Here is a 17,401-nt window from a genome sequence, read left to right on the forward strand (position 1 = left end):
GGCGCTGCTCGCTCCCTCATGAAGCTCACCCGCTCGGCATTACTGCTGCTGTTCCTCTGGCTCGTGCTGCTCGCGGGCCTGACGTGGTTCGTGCAACGGCAGCTGCAAGTCGGCACCGATCTGCGTTTATTTCTTCCCAGCCCGACCACGCCCGAGCAGCGCTTGCTGCTGGAAGAAATCGGCGAGGGGCCGGCATCGCGCGTAATGGTGATATCTCTGGAGGGCGTGGCGCCGGAACAGCTCGCCGACGCATCGCGCACGCTCGTCGAGAATCTGCAGTCGAGCCCGAATTTCCGTCTCGTCACCAACGGCGACATTTCGCTCGACAGCGTCCCCGATGAGCTGCTGGCCTATCGTTATCTGCTCTCGCCCACCCTGGACGAGCGGCCGCTCGACCAGAAGTATCTGCACTCGCAGTTGCAAGAGCGCGCGCGTGATCTGGCGTCACCGGCTGGAGCTTTCCTCGAACCGTGGCTGCCGCGCGATCCGACGCTCGAACTGCTGAAGGTGTTGCAGCGTTGGCAGCCGATGCAGGAGCCGAACCGACTGTTCGATGTTTGGTTCGATCGCGAAGGCAAACGCGCCCTGCTGCTCGCACAGACACGCGCCGCTGCCTTCGATCCGGATCAACAGCGCCTGGCCGTCGAGCAACTGAACGCCGAAGCAGAACGACTGAGGCGCGACGAGGGTGTGACGCTGACCTTCAGCGGCGCCGGCAAGTTCTCGGTGATGATGGAAGAGCGAACGCGCGGCGAAGCGACGGCGCTCGGTACCGCCGCGACCGTCGGCATGATCATCCTGCTGCTGGTCGCCTATCGACGGATCGGCAGCGTCGTGTTGAGCGCTTTGCCGCTAGCCAGCGCCGGATTGGCGGGACTGGCAGCCGTCAGCGCGCTGTTCGGGACGGTTCACGGGATCACGCTGGCTTTTGGCTTCACGTTGATCGGCGTCGCGCAGGATTACCCGATTCATTTGCTGAGCCACCGGCACGCGACGCGATCGCCGGTCGAAGCCGCTCGCGAACTGTGGCCGACACTCGCGACCGGCGTGGCAAGCACCTGCATCGCGTATGTCACATTCCTGTTCTCCGGTGTCATCGGACTGGCGCAGCTCGCGTGCTTCACGGTCGCCGGTCTCGCGGTCGCCGGTTTGACGACCCGGTTTGCGCTGCCGGTGCTGATGGATCCCGAGGGTCGCGACTTCGGCGACTCTGCCTGGCTCGGTAAGGTTTGGCAGGGCATGCAACGCCTGCCGCGCCCCCGCTGGGCGGGCGTGGTCGCCATCGCTCTCTCCGTCGCCGCGATGGTGTTCGCGCCTCAACCCATGTGGGAAAGCGACCTGAGCAAGCTCACGCCGGTGCCGAAGGAGCTGTTGATCCAGGATCAGGAGCTGCGTTCGGAACTGGGCACACCCGACGTTCGCTATCTGCTGGTCATCACCGCCGCCGACACCGAATACGCGTTGCAGAAGCTCGAAGCGCTGGACGCGCCGCTGCAGAAGCTGGTTGCGGACGGTGCGATCAGTGGCTATGACCACGCCGCACGATACGTGCCGACGGCTGAAAAACAGCGGCAGCGACAGGCTCGTTTGCCCGAGCCCGCAACGTTGCGAGCTGATGTCGATGCAGCCGTCAAAGACACGCCGTTCCGCCCCGATGTGTTCGAGCCTTTCTTCGCAGACGTGGAGAAGGCGCGTCGCCTGCGATTGCTGACGGTCGATCAACTGCGCGATTCGCCGCTGGGGGTGAGCGTGGAAATGTTATTGACCCGGCACGGCGATGAAGACGATAAAGCCGCTGCTCGCACGACCGCGCTCGTCACGTTCAGCGGCGTCCAAGACGTCGCCGCTCTGGAGCGCTTCGCCGCGGGTTCCGGCGTGACCTTGTTGGACACGAAGAACGCGTCGGAAACGCTAGTAACTCACCAGCGCATCAAGATTCTATGGAGCCTGGCGGTGGCCGCCGTGCTGCTCGCCGGCGTCGTCATGTTCGCGTTGCGCCGGGCGTCGCGTGTTTATCGCGTGCTCGCGCCAATGGCGCTGACGACGCTGCTCATCATCGGCATCTTGCAGGCCGCCGGCGTATCGATGACCTTGTTTCATCTGATCGCGCTGATCCTCGCCGCCGGTCTCGGTCTGGACTACGCACTGTTCTTTGAACATGCAGCCGACGATCCGATGGAACAGCGACGCACCCTGCACGCATTGCTCGTATGCTCGGCTTCGACGCTGATGGTGTTTTCGTTACTCGCCTTGTCGTCGCTGCCGGTGCTCCGCGCCCTGGGCTTGACGGTCTCGATCGGCGTTGTTTCTAATTTTGTGCTCGCGTTACTCCTGACCCGACCAACACCCCCTGCTCATGGCACGTGAAGACATCGCAGCGCTGATTCCGCATCAAGGCGGCATGTGCCTTTGGGAGCACATCGTCGAATGGGATGACACGCGCATCGTTCTCGAAACGAACAGCCATCGTGCCCTCGACAATCCATTGCGCGCGAACGACAGGCTACGTGCGGTTCATCTGTGCGAATACGGGGCGCAGGCAATGGCAGTTCACGGCGCACTGAGAGCCGCACCCCGGCAGGCGCGCCCCGGCATGCTGGTCTCACTGCGCTCGGTAACGTTTGCTCGGGACTATATCGACGATCTGACGGGTCCACTGCGCGTGGCAGCGACATGCCTGCAGTCTGCTGAAACCAGTCAGCAGTACAGTTTCACGATCACGCACAACGGCGAAGTGGCGGCGGAAGGTCGCGCCGCCGTGCTGCTCAAGCTGCCTTCGTAAAGAGCAGCGATTCCGACATCGTCGGCGGTACAGCACTGAGCAGCTTGCGGACTTCGGAGGCATCCAGTGACGGCTGCTCGCCGCAGGCGCGCTCGATGATTTCCGCCGCGAGCGAATTCAACAACGCGGTGTACTCGATGACCCGAGCGCGGAACGCTTCTTCGTCGAGCTGATCGCGCAGACCCCGGTTCAACTCCGCGAACCAGGGCAGCGCAGCCTGATCCAGCAGCACTGCGTCATTGCGACGAGCGCTGACTTTCGACCATTCGCGCATGAAATTCTGCACGGCCACGTTCAGGGCGCGTGAATGATTCAAGTGATCCGACAGCCGGCTCAAGTTGGCGAGGTCGGTGAGCCGACGCTGGAAGAACAGCTGACACAGCACGCCCCAGTAGTAGGTGTAGTCCCAGATCACCTTGACCGGCATGACTTCGGGATCGCCGAACATGGCGTACTGATTCGTGTACAGCGCCAGCGTGCTCTCGTAGAACGAGAAGTAGATCTGCTGATACACGTGTGCGCGGCCATTGATCAGCTCGCCTTGCAGATCGCGCGCGATCAGGTCGGCGATGTAGCAGTTGCTGATGCCGATGAAATCGCTGCCAGGCGAGTAGAACGGATCGAGGAACACGCCCGCCTCGCCGGTCAGCGCCCAACGATCGCCCGAGAACACTTGCTTGCAGCCATAGGAGAAATTGCGCAGGAAACAGAAATCCTGCAGCAGGTGCTGCTTGCCTTCCAGCTCACGCGCCAAGCGCGGCTGGTGCACACGGAACCATTCGAGCGCCTTCTCGAAGGTATTCATGGTTTCGAGCGGATGAGTGACGGCGTCGCAGACGATGCCGACCGAATGCGAGCCGGAGGACAGCGGAATCAACCATGCCCAGTAGCCTTCGCCGCACAGATGATTGGTGGACAGCCAGCGGTACGGCGGATCGCAGCGATTCAGCCACGTGGCGTCCGACGACCACTCGTCCACATCGATCTTCGCGCCGATCCGGAACCAGACCGCGTTGGCGTTGTGAGCATTGTCCTGCTGCAGCCCGAGCTTGCGCTTGATCAGGCCGGCGCGACCCGACGCATCGATCAGCCAGCGCGATCGAAGCTCGTGCTGCCGGCCCTCGACTTCGTATCGCACCCAATGTTCGGCGCCCTGAGTGCCCACATCGAAACTGCGCACGACTGCGCCGTCGATGAACTCGACGCCCAGCTCGCGCACGTGCTCACCCAGGAAGTTTTCGAACACGCCGCGATCGAGCTGGTAAGTCGGCGTCGAGAGATAGCGGCTCGCTCCCAACTCGGTGACGCCATCCAGGTCTTCACGCCCTTCGGAAAAGAAAAAGCGGAAACCAAATTTCTTCAGCTGCTGGCTGTTCAGGTGCTCTTTGAGGCCGAGCACGGTGTCGAAGTAGTGGGCGCCGATTTCCACGGACGATTCGCCCACCTTGTGCGCGGCCGGCGGCACCGGATGGCGACGACGCTCGACGATCCGAATCGACAGCGAAGGAAACTGCCGGCGCAATTGAATGGCGAGCGTCAGCCCTGCCAGGCCGCCGCCCAGGATGGCCACATCCACCTTGGCGACTTCACTCGGTGCACTCATTGGGGGCCTAGTTCACTTGAACGTTCAGGGCGGTCTGCCGACTCAGCGCCAGACTCAGCGTGCGAGGATTCGAGCTCGCCAGTATCTCGAAGAACGGCAGACACGGCGCCAAGGCATTGTCGGCAACCAGCGGAGCCGCAGCGGATCGCGCTTCGGTTGGCTGACACTCGGCGACCGATTCGGTCGTGAGAATCAAACCACGTTGCTGCTCCGATTTGCTCACCGGCGTCAGCACCAAAGCCGCGCCCAACAACCCACGACTCGGCGCCATGCTCGCAAGGGCGCCTTTCGATTCGATGTCGAACGCGACGTACAAGACAGGCCGCTGCTCGCAAATGGCTTGTGTTGCCGCTTCGAGCAGACCTGCACCGAACGTGTATTCGTAAGCGCTGATCGCTGTGTACGGCGCGAGGCTGCCCGTGCCGATGCTCCAATAACCCGCGGCCGCGTTGTGAACGGAATTGTGAAACTTGATCGGCGAAATCAACGTAGGCGTGGTTGCCAGCGTCGAGCACATGTAGTCGCTGATCGCCAGATCGCCGTGCGTCGATGCAAACACCGACGGCAAATCCGACGGCTTACGACCCGCGGCTTCGCACGCACGAGCCGCAACTTCGAGCGCGACGGCAACGGTATCGGGAGCACGCCGGCGCTCTGTCGGTGCGAGCAACGTCGGCGACGGTCGAGCGCTCGGCGCTTCCGGTGCTGCCTGTTCGCCAAGAATCACGGCGCGTGCGATGTCCCAGCCCGGCAGACGCGAGGCCCAGAACGAAACGCCTTCGATCGCGACCCGCAGCGTCATCGATCTCTCCCGAACACCAGCACGCAATTACTGCCGCCGAAGCCGAACGAGAAGCTCAACGCGTGGCGCGCCTTACGCTCCACGTTATCGCGCTGGATTTGCGGACCGCAGGCGAGATCCGGCACCCGCAAATTCAACGTGCCCGGCAACAGCTGATGTTCGAGCGCGATCAAACTGATGGCCGCTTCGACGATGCCCGCCGCGCCGAGCGTGTGCCCGGTCCAACCTTTGGTGGAGCTGGCGCACGTAGCCGTGGGAAACAGATCGGCGACGATTTTCGCTTCCACCTCATCGTTCTTCTGGCTCGCGGTGCCGTGCAGATTGATGTAATCGATGTCCTCGGGCCGCAAGTCCGCGCGCCTGAGCGCATCGTTCAGTGCGAGCCGCGCGCCGACGCCTTCGGGATGCGGCGTCGACATGTGATGAGCATCATTGGATTCGCCATAGCCCAGCAGCCACGCGCCGCCCGGCGCCTGCTTTTCCAACAGCGCAAAGCCCGCGGCTTCGCCGAGATTGATGCCCCGACGCTCCACATCGAACGGCCGGCATTGCTCGGACGATACCAACTCGAGCGAATTGAATCCGAACAAGACGCTGCCGCACAGTGAGTCGACACCGCCGACGATGGCGGCGTCAGCCAGGCCGGTGCGAATCAAACGTTCCGCCTGCGCGAATACTTTCGCGCTGGAAGAGCACGCCGTCGCAACCGTCACGCTCATGCCCGTGAGGCCCAGCGCGTGCTGCACGAAGTCGCCCAGCGAATGGGGCGTGTGAATGATGGGGCGACGCAGATCGGCGGGATAACGGCCATCTGGATCGAGCCGCGTATACGCTTCCTCGCTGGCGCCGATGCTCGATGTCGACGTGCCCATGACGACAGCCACTCGGTCGGCGCCATACCGGTCGCGAGCTTCGCGGGCCGCTTCGATGAAGCCATCGGTAGCCAGGCCACGCCATGCGAGCCGGTTGTTACGACAATCCCAGTTGGCGAATTCCGCCGGCAACGGCTGCTCTTCGAGCCCCGGCACCCGCCCGATCCAGGTGTCGATGGGCGACGGACCGAAATCGTTCTTGCTCAGGCCGGAACGCCGCTCGCGCAGTGCTGCCAGCGTCGCCGCGGTTCCGTCCCCGACCGCGGAACAGAGCGTGTATGCAGTGATTCTCAGGGACCGGGATTGCATCTGTCCGCGCGCGTCAGGCGGTCACGCGATTGGTAGCGATGTGGGCCGCCAGCGAGCGCAGTGAGCTGAAAATACGCACATTGTTTTCATCGTCCGAGCGCAGCTGGAAGCCATAGCGCTTGGAGATCTCCAGCGCCAGTTCGAGCGCGTCGATGGAATCCAGGCCGAGCCCGGTCTTGAACAGCGGCGCCTCCGGATCGATGTCCGCGGGCGTTACGCCTTCCAGGTTGAGCGCAGTGACGATGAGTTCGGCGAGCTCGCGCTCACCGGCTGATTGGGTTGCTGACATGAACGAAACAGGCCCTGTACAAAAGGCTGATTTGAGACGCTGGAGCGGCGAACCGCAGGGCGCGAAGTGTATCATCCGGCCCGCGCGCGCTTCGAACGTCGCGCACGTTTTCCCAACCCCAAACCCAACCACTGATTTTGACGACGTGATGCGCAGCAGTTCCGGCGAGCAGCCAGCCCAGTCCCTTCCGGCCGCCCTCCGCGTTGCCTATCACCCGTTCGATCGCGCCGGCGAGCCGGCCGCCAGGGTGCTGGCAGCCATCCGTTTCGGCGCGGCGAAGAGCCCGCCCGCGGGATTGACCATCGATGTGGGATTGGAGCCGCTGCAGGCGTCTGCTGCGACACCTGGCGCGGAATTATGGTTTGCGACCGGGCCGGTCCACACTGGTCAATGGTCCGATGGCGCCGTCGCCGGGCCGGGCCGGGTGCGTTATGCGCACGACGATCATTATCTGTTCGCGGTCGTCGAGCTGGACGAGCGGGAGCATGGCGGCATTCTGCTGACAGCCGAGCACGCTTACGCCGCCGTCCGGCATTTCCAGCAGCAGTCAGGTTTTCCCCACCTGTTGCGCATGTGGAATTACATGGACGCGATCAACGAGGGCTCGGGCGACCTCGAACGCTATAGACTATTCAACGTCGGCCGTGGCCGCGGCCTGGGCGAAGTGAGCCAGAGCTACCCGTCGGCGACGGCCATTGGCCGGCAGCGGTCCAATCACATCCTGCAGGTGTTCTGGCTGGCGGGTAAGGTGGCCGGACAGTCGCTGGAAAATCCACGACAGGTCAGCGCCTTTCACTACCCGCGCGTACACGGGCCGGTCAGCCCGGTCTTCGCGCGCGCCTTGATCGCGCCGGACCAGACTCTGCTGATTTCAGGCACGGCGAGCATCGTCGGCCATCATTCCCAGCATCATGACGATGCGATGGAACAGCTGGAAGAAACGGTGCGCAACCTCAGCTCGTTCGCCCCGCACGTGCGGCGTCCCCGGACGGCTGCACAGGGGAATTTGCTCAAGGTCTACGTAAGGGAGCCGGAACTCACGGCGCGGATCGCCGAGCGCCTGCGCCAGCTCTATCCAACCAGCGACATCCTGTTCGTAGCGGCGGACATTTGTCGTCGCGAGCTGCTGCTCGAGATCGAAGCAATCTCACTCGCGTCGTAACGCTTTCAGTAAATTCTCGCGCGGCAGCTTGCCCAGCTCATTGCGAGGCAGCTGGTCGACGATCAGCAGCGGCCGGGGCAAGAACGCGCTGTCGACGCCACTGGCGAGCTGATCCAACACCTCCCGCGCCGTGAGCTTCGGAGCCACGACCAGTGCGGCGACCCGTCGGATCGTGCCTACCGCATCGGGGTCGGGCTGAAACACTGCCGCCTCCTGCACGCCCGGAATGGCCAGCAACCGTTTGGTGAGATCGGTCAGCGAGGCGCGCTTGCCAGCGACTTCGATCATGTCGGAGCTGCGGCCACGCACGACAAAGCGATTACCTGGCTGCAGCTCGACCATATCCTGTAACAACACCGGCTCGACGAACCAAGGCGCGTGCACGAGAGTACCGTCATCGCGCGGCTCCAAGCGCACGCCATCGTACAGCCGCCACTGCTCTTCCCTGGCCGTGAGCCGGCTGGCGAATACACAAGTTTCAGTCGATCCAAACATTTCAACCATTTCACCGCCGAGCTTGGCGGTGACCGCCGCGGCCAGCGGTTGATCCAACGGCGCCGTGGCGCTGACGATCACATCGACTGCAGGAAACTGTTGATCGGAACCGAGGATGGCGCGCATGTGCACCGGCGTAGTGACGAGCACGCGCGGTCGCGGCAGCTCCGCCAAAGCGGCGGCGATATCGGCTGGAAACAAAGGCCGCCCGGCGTGCACGGCCATGTCGCCTGCCAACGGCAGCAACACGCTCATCTCCATGCCGTACATGTGCTGCGGCGGGACGGTCGCAAGTACCCAGACAGTTGCGGTCTTGTCCGGCAGCGCTGCGCGAATGGCCTGAGCGTTGCGAGCATTACTGCCGCTCACGGTGCGCCAGAGCTTGGGAAATGTTTTCGGTTGACCGGTGCTGCCCGAGGTGTACCCGACCATCGCGGTCAGGTCGGCGGGAATGCGATCGTTGACGGCGTCACTCGAACCCTGCGCGAAGGCGGCATCTACAGCCTCGTCGTCGATGCGATAGCTGCCGACGTTGGCGTTCGCTACGTCGGCAACGACTTGCTCGGCTCGCGAAGAGGGCAACAGCACGGTGTGCCCGACACTCAGTGCCGCCGCATAAGCAACGAGGAATTTGTACCGGTCTTCGCACAGATCGATCATCGCAGCCGGCGCGGTCTGCTTCGGCAATCGCGCGACGACCGCAGCGACGTGCGCCCGAAACTCGGCGAGCGGCACAGGCGCGCCACGACGCCAGGCAATCGGCCGCTGCGCATCAGCCGAAACGAACAACGGCAGTGTCGCTGCCTCGGGAGCACTCACGATCGGCGACTCACTTCCAGCGCTTGAACACCATCGATGTGTTCACGCCACCGAACGCGAAGTTGTTGTTCATCACATACTCGGTGCTGATCGCGCGGCCTTCGCCGGTGATGTATTCGAGGTCGCCGCAACGAGGATCGATGTTGTCCAGGTTCAACGTCGGCGCGAACCAGCCAGCATTCATCATTTCGATGCTGAACCAAGCCTCCAGCGCGCCGCATGCACCGAGCGTGTGGCCGAGGTAACTCTTCTGTGAGCTGAGTGGCATGCGCTTGCCGAACAACGCCGACGTGGCTCGCGTCTCCGCGATATCGCCGTGCTCGGTCGCGGTGCCGTGACCGTTCACGTAGCCGATGACATCTGGAGAAATTCCCGCATCCTGCAGCGCCAGCTCCATCACCACGCGCATCGTCGACTCTTCCGGCTTCGTGACGTGCACGCCGTCCGAATTGCTGCCAAAGCCAACCAACTCCGCGTGAATGCGAGCACCGCGCCGCTGCGCATGCTCGAGCTCTTCGAGAATCAGCATCGCGCCGCCTTCGCCGACCACCAAACCATCTCGATCGCGGTCGTAAGGACGCGGCGTGGTGTGCGGCTGATCGTTGCGACGGCTCGTGGCGTACAACGTATCGAACGCCATGGCCTCGGTCGGACACAGCTCTTCGGCGCCGCCGGCGATCATCACATCCTGTCGGCCGAACTTGATGGCTTCGTACGCGTAACCGATGCCCTGGCTACCCGACGTGCACGCGCTCGAGGTCGGGATGATCCGGCCCTTCGCACCGAAGAAGATGCCGACGTTGGCCGCGGTGGTGTGCGGCATCATGCGCACGTACGAGTTTGCATTCAGCCGGCTGCCATCGCCGCGCAGAATCATTTCCGCGAAATCGGAGATATCGGCGGTGCTGCCTGTAGACGATCCCGACGACACGCCCGTTGCGCCGCTGGCGACGACGGGCGAGCCGGTCAATCCCGCATCGGCGACGGCCAGCTCGGCGGCACGCACCGCCAACTGCGAGACCCGGCCCATGCTACGCAGTTGTTTGCGGGTCCAATGCGGTGGTGGCTTGAACTCGATCGGACCGCCCAATCGAGTATTCATGTCCTTGAGATGATCCCACTCATGCATGGTGCGGATCGCGTTTCGACGCGCGCGCAAGCCGGCGAAGATCTCGGGCCAGCTGGAGCCGAGGCCGCACAACCCACCCACGCCTGTGACCACCACGCGACGCATCAGCACAGTCCTCCGTTCACCGAGAGCACCTGACGAGTGATGTACGAAGCGTCGCGCGACAGAAGAAACGTCACCGCGGCAGCAACTTCCTCGGCGGTGCCGGCGCGCTGCGCGGGAATCGCCTTGAGGATTTCCTCCATGGGCACGTTCTCATCGACCATATCGGTGCCGATCAGTCCCGGCGCGACGCAATTGACCGTGATGTTCCGTTTGGCCAGCTCGACCGCCAGCGCTTTGGTCGCGCCGATCACGCCAGCCTTCGCGGCGCTGTAGTTCACCTGGCCGCGATTGCCGACCACGCCGGACACCGATGCAAGCGTGACGATGCGGCCCGGAGCGCGCCGGCGCACCATCGGCATGATCAGAGGTTGCAGCACGTTGTAGAAGGCGTCGAGATTGGTCCGAATCACACCATCCCACTGCTCTTCGGTCATCGCCGGAAACGCAGCGTCGGAATGAATGCCGGCGTTACACACGACGCCGTAGTAAGCGCCGTGCGCGCCGATGTCAGCGGCCAAAGCGGCGGCACAAGCAGCGCGATCCGAAACGTCGAACTGCAACACGCGTGACTGGCGGCCGAGCGTTTGGATTTCGCCCGCTACTGTTTCGGCTTCATCACGTCGTGAGCGGCAATGCACGACAACGTCGAAGCCATCCGCCGCTGCGCGAAGCGCAATCGCGCGGCCGATGCCGCGGCTGGAACCGGTGACGAGAATCGTGTCGCTCATGCGGCGCAGAGCTTAGCAACCATGTCGAGACGGCGCTCGGGTTCGGCCACGAACGGATTGGATTCATCCCACGCATAACCGGCGAGGATGGCGCAGATCATGCCGCGGATGCCGGCCGGCTGGTTCTTCGAGAACATGATGTCCTGGAAGCGGCCGTCGTACCACGCCTTCACGTAGGTGCGGAACGTGTCCACACCTTTGCGCAGCGGGGCTTCGAACTCATTGGTCCAGTCGACCGTCTCGCCGCGCAGCTGACGATCCAACACACGCGCCGCCATGCTGGACGAGCGCATCGCGATGGTGATGCCGGAGGAAAAAATCGGATCCAGAAATTCCGCCGCGTTACCCAGCAGCGCGAAGCCTTTGCCGTGCATGGACTTCACGTTCGCCGAATAGCCCGACATGCCGCGCACCGGCGTATCCCAAACCGCCTTCTCCAGCACTCGTTTGAGGAACGGCTCCTCTTGAGTCAGCTGCTTGAGGCGATCATCGAGCTGCTCCGGATATTTGGACAGGAATTCCGGGGTCGCCGCGCAGCCGATCGAGCAACGGCCGTCGTTGAATGGAATCAACCAGTACCAGACATCGCGATGCTCGGGGTGCACGATGATTTGAACCTTGTTGCGATCGAACGCATCGGGCTCGGAACCGTCGGCGACCTGCGTGAACACCGCATTGCGCGGAGCGAACGGCGAGGGAGTTTCGAGATCGAGCAGCTTGGGCAGCACGCGCGCGAAGCCGCTCGCGTCGAGCAGGAACTTACCTTCCACTTCGTATTGCTCGCCCTGGACATCGACAGCACGCACGCGCGGCTTGTCGCCGCTGACATCGACGGCGGTGACGCGAGTCTCGTAACGAATCTCGGCGCCCTGCTTCTCCGCTTCATCGGCCAGTACTTTGTCGAACGTGGCGCGCGCGACTTGAAACGTCGAGTCTCGGCCGTCGCCGAACTTCTGGCTGAAATCGAAATCGCCGTAGGCCTCGCCCCGTACGAATGCCGCGCCGTTCTTGAACTGAAAGCCGACACTTTCCACGGCCTCGAGCATGCCGGCCTCCGCCACGAAATCCATGCAATGCGGCAGCAGGCTCTCGCCAATCGAGAAGCGCGGAAAGCGGGCGCCTTCGAGCACGAGTACATCCCAGCCGCGCTTTCTCAGCAGAGCCGCAGCGATCGAACCCGACGGGCCGGCGCCAATGACGATGACATCACGCTGTTCCAAGATCGTTCCTCATCAATGCCTGCTTCACACGCGCGAGCAACGGCTCCGGCGTCACGAACTGCAAAGCATGGGTTTTGGCATCCACGGCGACCTGCACGCTCTTGCCTCGCGCCAGGCGCTCCCGATCGGCAGGACGCGTCACCAGGTAATTCACGGTGATGCGATTTTCCCACTCGATCAGCGAAGCGCGCACGTTCAGGCGCTCACCCATGCGCGCGGCGTGCAGATACTTCACGTGCATTTCCACGATGGGCCACGCATAGCCGGACGCGGCCATGGTGTCGTAGCCGAAGTCGAGTCGATCCATCAGCGCCCAGCGCGCGGTTTCCAGATACTTCAGGTAATGGCCGTGCCACATGACACCGATGATGTCGATGTCGTGGAATGCCACGGTCACGTCGATGCTCGCGCTGATCGCGCCCTCTTTGCGCATTTCAGGGCGCATGAGCGTCAAGCATTCGCATCGCGCTCCTGCACCTCGGCCGCGGGCTTGGTCCGCGCAATCTTTCGCCACAGCAACACGGGCAGGCGCACCAACATGCCGAGGGTGAGGCGGATGTGGAGCGTGGTCATGCGCACGTTGTCGAGGAACATGCGGAAGTGCGACACGCCGTCGAGGGGATAGGAGACGCGCGTATCCAGCCAGCGCATCGGCACCTGGCGCCAGTGCAGCCGGACGATGATTTCCGAATCGAAGTCCATGCGCGGGCCGATGTGCTGCTGATCGGCCAGCTCGAGCGTGGTCGCGAGCGGATACAGCCGGAAGCCGCACATCGAATCAATGATGTCGAACGACAGCGTCTCCAGCCAGACCATGGCGTGCGTGAGATACCGGCCGTAGTAGCGCGCCTTGGGAATGCTGGCATCGAACACGGGACGGCCGCAGATCACCGCGTCGGGCGCTTCGCGTGCGGCTTCGACGAAGCGGCGCGCATCGCTCAACGTGTGCTGACCGTCGGCATCGACTTGGATCGCGTGGGTGAAGCCGAGCTTGGCCGCGCCTCGGAAGCCAGTTATGACGGCCACGCCCTTGCCGCGATTGACCTCATGACGCAGCAGCGTGACTTCGGGCTGCTCACTCAACTGATCCAGCACCCGCGCGCACTCCGGGCTGCAACCATCATCGACAAGAACGACGGGCAGACCCTGCGCGCGCAGAGCACTCACAACCGTGCCGATCGCGTGCTCATGGTTGTAGACAGGCACGACCACGCACACAGCAAACTTGGCGTTGAACTTGGCCGGAAGCATGGAATTGATCTCGACCGTCAGGCGTGCAGCAGCCGCTGCACGACCATAGCCAGGTCATTGACCGTGCGCACGGATCGGAAGTCCTCGGGCGTGACCTTGCGGCCGGTGTGCTTCTGCACTTCATCCATCAGGTCGACCACGTCGATGCTGTCGATCTCCAGATCCTCGTACAGGCGCGCTTCCGGCGTGATCCGCGCCGAATCGAGCTCGAACAGCTCGACCAGAGTCTGGCGGATGCGTTCGAGGATTTGATCTTGCGACTGCATGAATTGCTCTATTGGGATCGGGGGCCCGGCGACGGCGTCTCGAGACCGCATGGCGACTACCGCCAGGAGTTAGCACGTCTGCGCGCGCTGCACCGGTCTGCGAACTAGGCGCGCAGTGTAATTGGCGGCGTCCACACCGTACAGCCGCGCCGGCCGTCTGACAGTCCTACGCCCGTCCAGGCCGCTGATGCGCCAGTTCCTGCTGAAAGTGCCGATGCATAGCCTCATTCAAGGCCCGTGATGCTAGCGGTAACGGCGTATTCCGGTAGGGACTTAAGTCCAAGTCCTCGCCGACGACCAGGCTGAAATGCGGGCGCCGTGCCGGAATTCGGTACCACGGCTCGGATTTGGTCAGGGTGGTGGGCTCGCAGCGGATGTAGACGGGCGTCAGTTCAGTCGCAGCCCGTAGGGCGACATTGGCCGCTCCGCGGTGAAACACCATGGGTTGATTCGGGCGGGTGCGCGTCCCTTCAGGAAAAAAAATCAGCGCTTGCCGGTCGCGTAAAGCGCTAGCCGCGCCTTCGATCATGCCCGCGGTCTGATCGTTCGGGATGAATTCAACCAGCGTCACCGCCCAGCGCGTCAATGGGTTGCGCCACAAGCCCTGCTTGACCACGCAACCCGCGGTCGGAATGAATGCCAGTAGAAAGACGACATCGATCAATGTCGGATGATTGGCCACGACCATCTGTCCGTAGCGACCCAGCCGTTCCCGACCGTGAAACTCGTAGGTCAGCACGCCTCCCCGGTGCATCACGCCGATGAAGAACCTCAACCCCGCGCTCATGACCGCGCGCGCCCGATTGCGCTTTACGCCGCGCGAGGCCGGCACGAGCTTCACGATGGGCAGCAGGATCGCGCCAACGATGAGCGCGCCGATGCCGAACAGGGAAAAGCTGAATCCCGTCATGAACAGGCGCCAGTACCAGAAGTCCTGACGGCAAGAGTCACGACGACCCTCGGTGCTGTCGGTGGCTTCGCTGGCGAGTTGCGGTTCGGCGCTCATGGGGAGGAATTATGATGCCGTTGTCATGCACGGCAACCCACATGCGTTATCGACGCCACGATTCAGCCTGAATGGCCGATCGACGCACACTAGTCTGACGCTGTGGTTGGGGTTTCCAAGCGCGCGCGAGCATTTCGATTCATCGACGCTGTCCGCGGCTGACCAAGCGCGCCTTGCTGGCCGTCGAAACTCGCGTCGTCGCGCGGATTTCGAAGTCAGTCGAGCATTGCTCGCAGCGGTCGACCTCGAAGCGACGGCACACAGCATGAGCCACAGCGCTGAACACGCGGCATTGCTGGTGGCTCCCGGTGGGTGGCAAATCGGCGTGGATCTGGAGATCAATCGACCGCGCGATGTGCTCAAGGTCGCGCGGTTTGCCTTCCATCAAGACGAGGTACACGCGCTCGAGTCCGCGGCTCGTGAATCTCGGCAAACCTTGTTCTACACGCTCTGGACGTTGAAGGAATCGTTCGCGAAGGCTTTGCAGCTGGAGCTGGTCGACGCGCTTCGTCAATGCGTGTTCTGGAACGAGGGTGGCAAATGGCAGGGGCGCGTGCCTGTCGGTTCGGCTTGGAGAGCAACGGTTTTTCAGCCGCGGCCTGAGATCTTCGTCGCCGCGTCGTGGATAGGCAGTAGCGAGGCCGTGTCACTGCAACTATGGGAGTGGCCACCGAAGCGCCGCGCCGAGTGGCCGGTCATTGCTGCTTGCGCAGGCGCTCCCTCAGACGTTGACGCTGCTCGGGCGTGAGCTGCTGAAACTGCTTGCGCAGCTGCTGGCGTTGTTCAGGCGGCAGATCCTTGAAGCGCCGAAAGTTGTTGCGGATCTTGGCTTGCTGCTCCGGCGGCAGCTTCTTGAACTGGTTGAACATACGCCGGATTTCGCGCCGCTGCTCCACGTCTAGCGACTGCCAGCGCTGAAACCTCTGCTTGGCCTGCTCCCGCTGTTCCGGCGGCATGTTCAGCCAGCGCTGCGATCCCTTTGCCAGCGACTGCTGCCGGGCCAACGGCAGGTCGGCCCAGCGCGACTCGAACTTCGCCAACAGCTTCTGTTGCTCAGGAGACAATTCCTGCCAGCTCACGCTCGCCCCGTCCGCCTGACCCGCGCGCGCGGTCGGTGCGGCCGCCAGCAGCAGCGCACTGAGCATCAGGGACAGGACACACATCAGCCGAGTGGTCATCGCTCTTCCACGGCAGGCTTGGCTGCCTCTTTGTTGGCTTTGCGGGCAGCGGGCTTCGCCGGCTCCTTCTCTGAATCCTGGCTGGCCGGCTCGCGATCAGGGTCGTCAAGCAACGTCCAATTGTCGTCATCTGCCTCTAGATTGGCGAGATAATCCAGAAAATCCGCGTCCAATGGCTCGATCTCGTCGGCAGCGTGCGTGAGCATGCCGGTCAGCATCGAGACGGCCAGTAGGAGCGCTGTTCTCATGCGTCAGCCCGCGCCATCTTCTCGATCCGCCAGCCAGGAGTAGAACTCGACGTCCTGAATGAGCTCGAAGTTGTCAGCATCGGCAACGATATCGACATCATCTAGCAGCACTCCGCCAGTTTCGGCACTGGGCGGGCCAGCGCCGGTGCGGATCAGGATCAAGGCGACAAGCGCGGCGGCGGCCAAGCCACCCGGCGCAGCGAGCCAATAGCGTCGGGTCGAGCCCTTGTTGATTTCAGCCAGAGCGCGCTGCCGGGCTTGGTTCAGCCGCGAGCGGGTTTGCGCGTCGAGGCGCTCGACGCTGTTGTCGAACAGCCCGCGGCTGCGCTCTTCCAAGGGGTCGGGGGTATTCACCAGGCAGCTCCCAACTGCTCGCGGAGAGTGTGAACCGCGCGAGAGTAGTGTGTCTTCACGCTGCCCTCGCTGCAGCCCATGGCCGCGGCGGTCTGCGCGACATCCATGCCTTCAAAATTACGCAACATGAACGCTTCTTGCTGTCGTCCGGGCAGCTCACCGAGCGCCCGCTCCAGCCTGGCCATAGCCTGGTCGGTGGCGAGCAGATCCTGCGGCTGAGGACGCGCGTCCGCCACACCCGCGTACGGATCGGCGCCTTCGTCCTCCTCCTCGACCTTCCAAGCGGGCAACCAGCTCATCAGCTTGGCGCGCACCTTGCGCCGACGCTGGGAGTCGCGGATCCGGTTCTGCAGAATTCGGTAGAACAATGGCCGCCACTCTTCGGTGGGACGCTGGGCGTAGCGGCGCGCCAGCTGCAGCATCGCGTCCTGTACGATATCCAACGCATCGTCGTCGTCACGCACGGCAATCCTGGCGATGCGGAACGCACGCTTCTCGACGCTGACCAGAAAGCGATCCAGCGCGCGCACCTGATCCAGAGACTGTTCCTCCACGACGGCCGGGGCATCGCCCTGCCCGAGGTTGAGCAACGCCCAGGCCGGGGAAGAGGCTGCGCGGAGAGTAGCAGAGGGCCGCATGCGTATTACCAGACCTTCAATGATGGCCATTCTTCGAGCAACGCGGCCGACGGCGCGCGGTTGACCGCCACGCTGTGAAGTACGTCTAAAAATTGACCACTGACGAAACTGGTCCGCGGATTGAGCACTTGAGTCGCTTCACCCC

At 63.2% G+C, this 17,401-nt stretch carries 20 protein-coding genes; 4 read left to right on the forward strand and 16 right to left on the reverse strand.

The window, feature by feature from the left end; translation table 11 throughout:
- Positions 1 to 18 precede the first annotated feature (18 nt).
- Positions 19 to 2,367, forward strand: a complete 2,349-nt coding sequence (locus EK373_RS02685; RefSeq protein WP_129641201.1) for an MMPL family transporter — start codon at positions 19 to 21, stop codon at positions 2,365 to 2,367.
- Entirely contained in the window at positions 2,357 to 2,782 is a 426-nt protein-coding gene (locus tag EK373_RS02690; RefSeq protein WP_129641202.1) for a phosphotransferase, read from the forward strand. The genes EK373_RS02685 and EK373_RS02690 overlap by 11 nt, the downstream gene beginning before the upstream one ends.
- Here the strand turns inward: EK373_RS02690 and EK373_RS02695 are convergent.
- Genes EK373_RS02695 through EK373_RS02710 form a run of 4 tightly spaced genes read right to left on the reverse strand, consistent with a single transcriptional unit; the run spans position 2,766 to position 6,657 of the window.
- The gene (locus tag EK373_RS02695) at positions 2,766 to 4,385 is read right to left on the reverse strand and encodes an NAD(P)/FAD-dependent oxidoreductase (protein ID WP_129641203.1); all 1,620 of its coding nucleotides are present in this window, start codon (positions 4,383 to 4,385) and stop codon (positions 2,766 to 2,768) included. The two genes, EK373_RS02690 and EK373_RS02695, sit on opposite strands and share 17 nt — an antisense overlap.
- Positions 4,386 to 4,392: 7 nt before the next feature.
- Positions 4,393 to 5,187 carry a beta-ketoacyl synthase chain length factor gene (locus EK373_RS02700; RefSeq protein ID WP_129641204.1) on the reverse strand — a complete coding sequence of 265 codons (795 nt, stop codon included), beginning with the start codon at positions 5,185 to 5,187 and terminating at the stop codon, positions 4,393 to 4,395.
- Positions 5,184 to 6,368, reverse strand: a complete 1,185-nt coding sequence (locus EK373_RS02705) for a beta-ketoacyl-[acyl-carrier-protein] synthase family protein (RefSeq protein WP_129641205.1) — start codon at positions 6,366 to 6,368, stop codon at positions 5,184 to 5,186. Before EK373_RS02705 ends, EK373_RS02700 begins: the two co-directional genes overlap by 4 nt.
- A 13-nt stretch (positions 6,369 to 6,381) precedes the next feature.
- A complete protein-coding gene (locus EK373_RS02710) occupies positions 6,382 to 6,657 on the reverse strand; it encodes a phosphopantetheine-binding protein (RefSeq protein WP_116807689.1) in 276 nt (91 codons plus the stop codon).
- 148 nt (positions 6,658 to 6,805) lie between these two features.
- Here EK373_RS02710 and EK373_RS02715 point away from each other — a divergent pair, with 148 nt between their 5' ends.
- The gene (locus tag EK373_RS02715) at positions 6,806 to 7,819 is read left to right on the forward strand and encodes a chorismate transformation enzyme, FkbO/Hyg5 family (protein WP_129641206.1); all 1,014 of its coding nucleotides are present in this window, start codon (positions 6,806 to 6,808) and stop codon (positions 7,817 to 7,819) included.
- Here EK373_RS02715 and EK373_RS02720 read toward each other — a convergent pair.
- The 8 genes from EK373_RS02720 to EK373_RS02755 all read right to left on the reverse strand — a co-directional run bounded on the left by EK373_RS02720 (position 7,805) and on the right by EK373_RS02755 (position 14,838).
- Positions 7,805 to 9,133 carry an AMP-binding protein gene (locus EK373_RS02720; protein WP_198683029.1) on the reverse strand — a complete coding sequence of 443 codons (1,329 nt, stop codon included), beginning with the start codon at positions 9,131 to 9,133 and terminating at the stop codon, positions 7,805 to 7,807. The two genes, EK373_RS02715 and EK373_RS02720, sit on opposite strands and share 15 nt — an antisense overlap.
- A 10-nt stretch (positions 9,134 to 9,143) precedes the next feature.
- Positions 9,144 to 10,367 carry a beta-ketoacyl-ACP synthase gene (locus EK373_RS02725; protein WP_129641208.1) on the reverse strand — a complete coding sequence of 408 codons (1,224 nt, stop codon included), beginning with the start codon at positions 10,365 to 10,367 and terminating at the stop codon, positions 9,144 to 9,146.
- Positions 10,367 to 11,095: a 3-oxoacyl-ACP reductase FabG gene (fabG, locus tag EK373_RS02730; RefSeq protein WP_129641209.1), complete on the reverse strand. Its 729-nt coding sequence runs from the start codon at positions 11,093 to 11,095 to the stop codon at positions 10,367 to 10,369. Before fabG ends, EK373_RS02725 begins: the two co-directional genes overlap by 1 nt.
- Positions 11,092 to 12,315, reverse strand: a complete 1,224-nt coding sequence (locus EK373_RS02735; RefSeq protein ID WP_129641210.1) for an NAD(P)/FAD-dependent oxidoreductase — start codon at positions 12,313 to 12,315, stop codon at positions 11,092 to 11,094. Before EK373_RS02735 ends, fabG begins: the two co-directional genes overlap by 4 nt.
- Positions 12,302 to 12,748, reverse strand: a complete 447-nt coding sequence (locus EK373_RS02740) for an acyl-CoA thioesterase (protein ID WP_129643274.1) — start codon at positions 12,746 to 12,748, stop codon at positions 12,302 to 12,304. Before EK373_RS02740 ends, EK373_RS02735 begins: the two co-directional genes overlap by 14 nt.
- Positions 12,749 to 12,765: 17 nt before the next feature.
- Entirely contained in the window at positions 12,766 to 13,566 is an 801-nt protein-coding gene (locus EK373_RS02745; protein WP_129641211.1) for a glycosyltransferase family 2 protein, read from the reverse strand.
- Positions 13,567 to 13,583: 17 nt separating this feature from the next.
- Entirely contained in the window at positions 13,584 to 13,832 is a 249-nt protein-coding gene (locus EK373_RS02750; protein WP_129641212.1) for an acyl carrier protein, read from the reverse strand.
- Positions 13,833 to 13,998: 166 nt separating this feature from the next.
- Complete coding sequence (locus EK373_RS02755) at positions 13,999 to 14,838, reverse strand: lysophospholipid acyltransferase family protein (RefSeq protein ID WP_129641213.1); 840 nt, start codon at positions 14,836 to 14,838, stop codon at positions 13,999 to 14,001.
- 265 nt (positions 14,839 to 15,103) lie between these two features.
- Here EK373_RS02755 and EK373_RS32975 point away from each other — a divergent pair, with 265 nt between their 5' ends.
- Complete coding sequence (locus EK373_RS32975) at positions 15,104 to 15,586, forward strand: 4'-phosphopantetheinyl transferase family protein (protein ID WP_157994197.1); 483 nt, start codon at positions 15,104 to 15,106, stop codon at positions 15,584 to 15,586.
- Here EK373_RS32975 and EK373_RS02765 read toward each other — a convergent pair.
- From EK373_RS02765 to EK373_RS02780, 4 genes are read right to left on the reverse strand one after another with little or no spacing between them, the layout of a single operon-like run.
- On the reverse strand, positions 15,534 to 16,016 hold the full coding sequence (locus EK373_RS02765; protein WP_129641215.1) for a DUF3106 domain-containing protein: 483 nt from the start codon (positions 16,014 to 16,016) through the stop codon (positions 15,534 to 15,536). The two genes, EK373_RS32975 and EK373_RS02765, sit on opposite strands and share 53 nt — an antisense overlap.
- Positions 16,013 to 16,264 carry a hypothetical protein gene (locus EK373_RS02770; protein WP_129641216.1) on the reverse strand — a complete coding sequence of 84 codons (252 nt, stop codon included), beginning with the start codon at positions 16,262 to 16,264 and terminating at the stop codon, positions 16,013 to 16,015. Before EK373_RS02770 ends, EK373_RS02765 begins: the two co-directional genes overlap by 4 nt.
- Before the next feature lie 3 nt (positions 16,265 to 16,267).
- Entirely contained in the window at positions 16,268 to 16,618 is a 351-nt protein-coding gene (locus tag EK373_RS02775) for a hypothetical protein (protein WP_129641217.1), read from the reverse strand.
- Complete coding sequence (locus EK373_RS02780; protein ID WP_129641218.1) at positions 16,615 to 17,256, reverse strand: RNA polymerase sigma factor; 642 nt, start codon at positions 17,254 to 17,256, stop codon at positions 16,615 to 16,617. Before EK373_RS02780 ends, EK373_RS02775 begins: the two co-directional genes overlap by 4 nt.
- Between the last annotated feature and the right edge of the window lie 145 nt (positions 17,257 to 17,401).

Source organism: Peristeroidobacter agariperforans, from assembly GCF_004138335.1.
In the GTDB taxonomy this organism is placed as follows: Bacteria; Pseudomonadota; Gammaproteobacteria; order Steroidobacterales; family Steroidobacteraceae; genus Steroidobacter; species Steroidobacter agariperforans.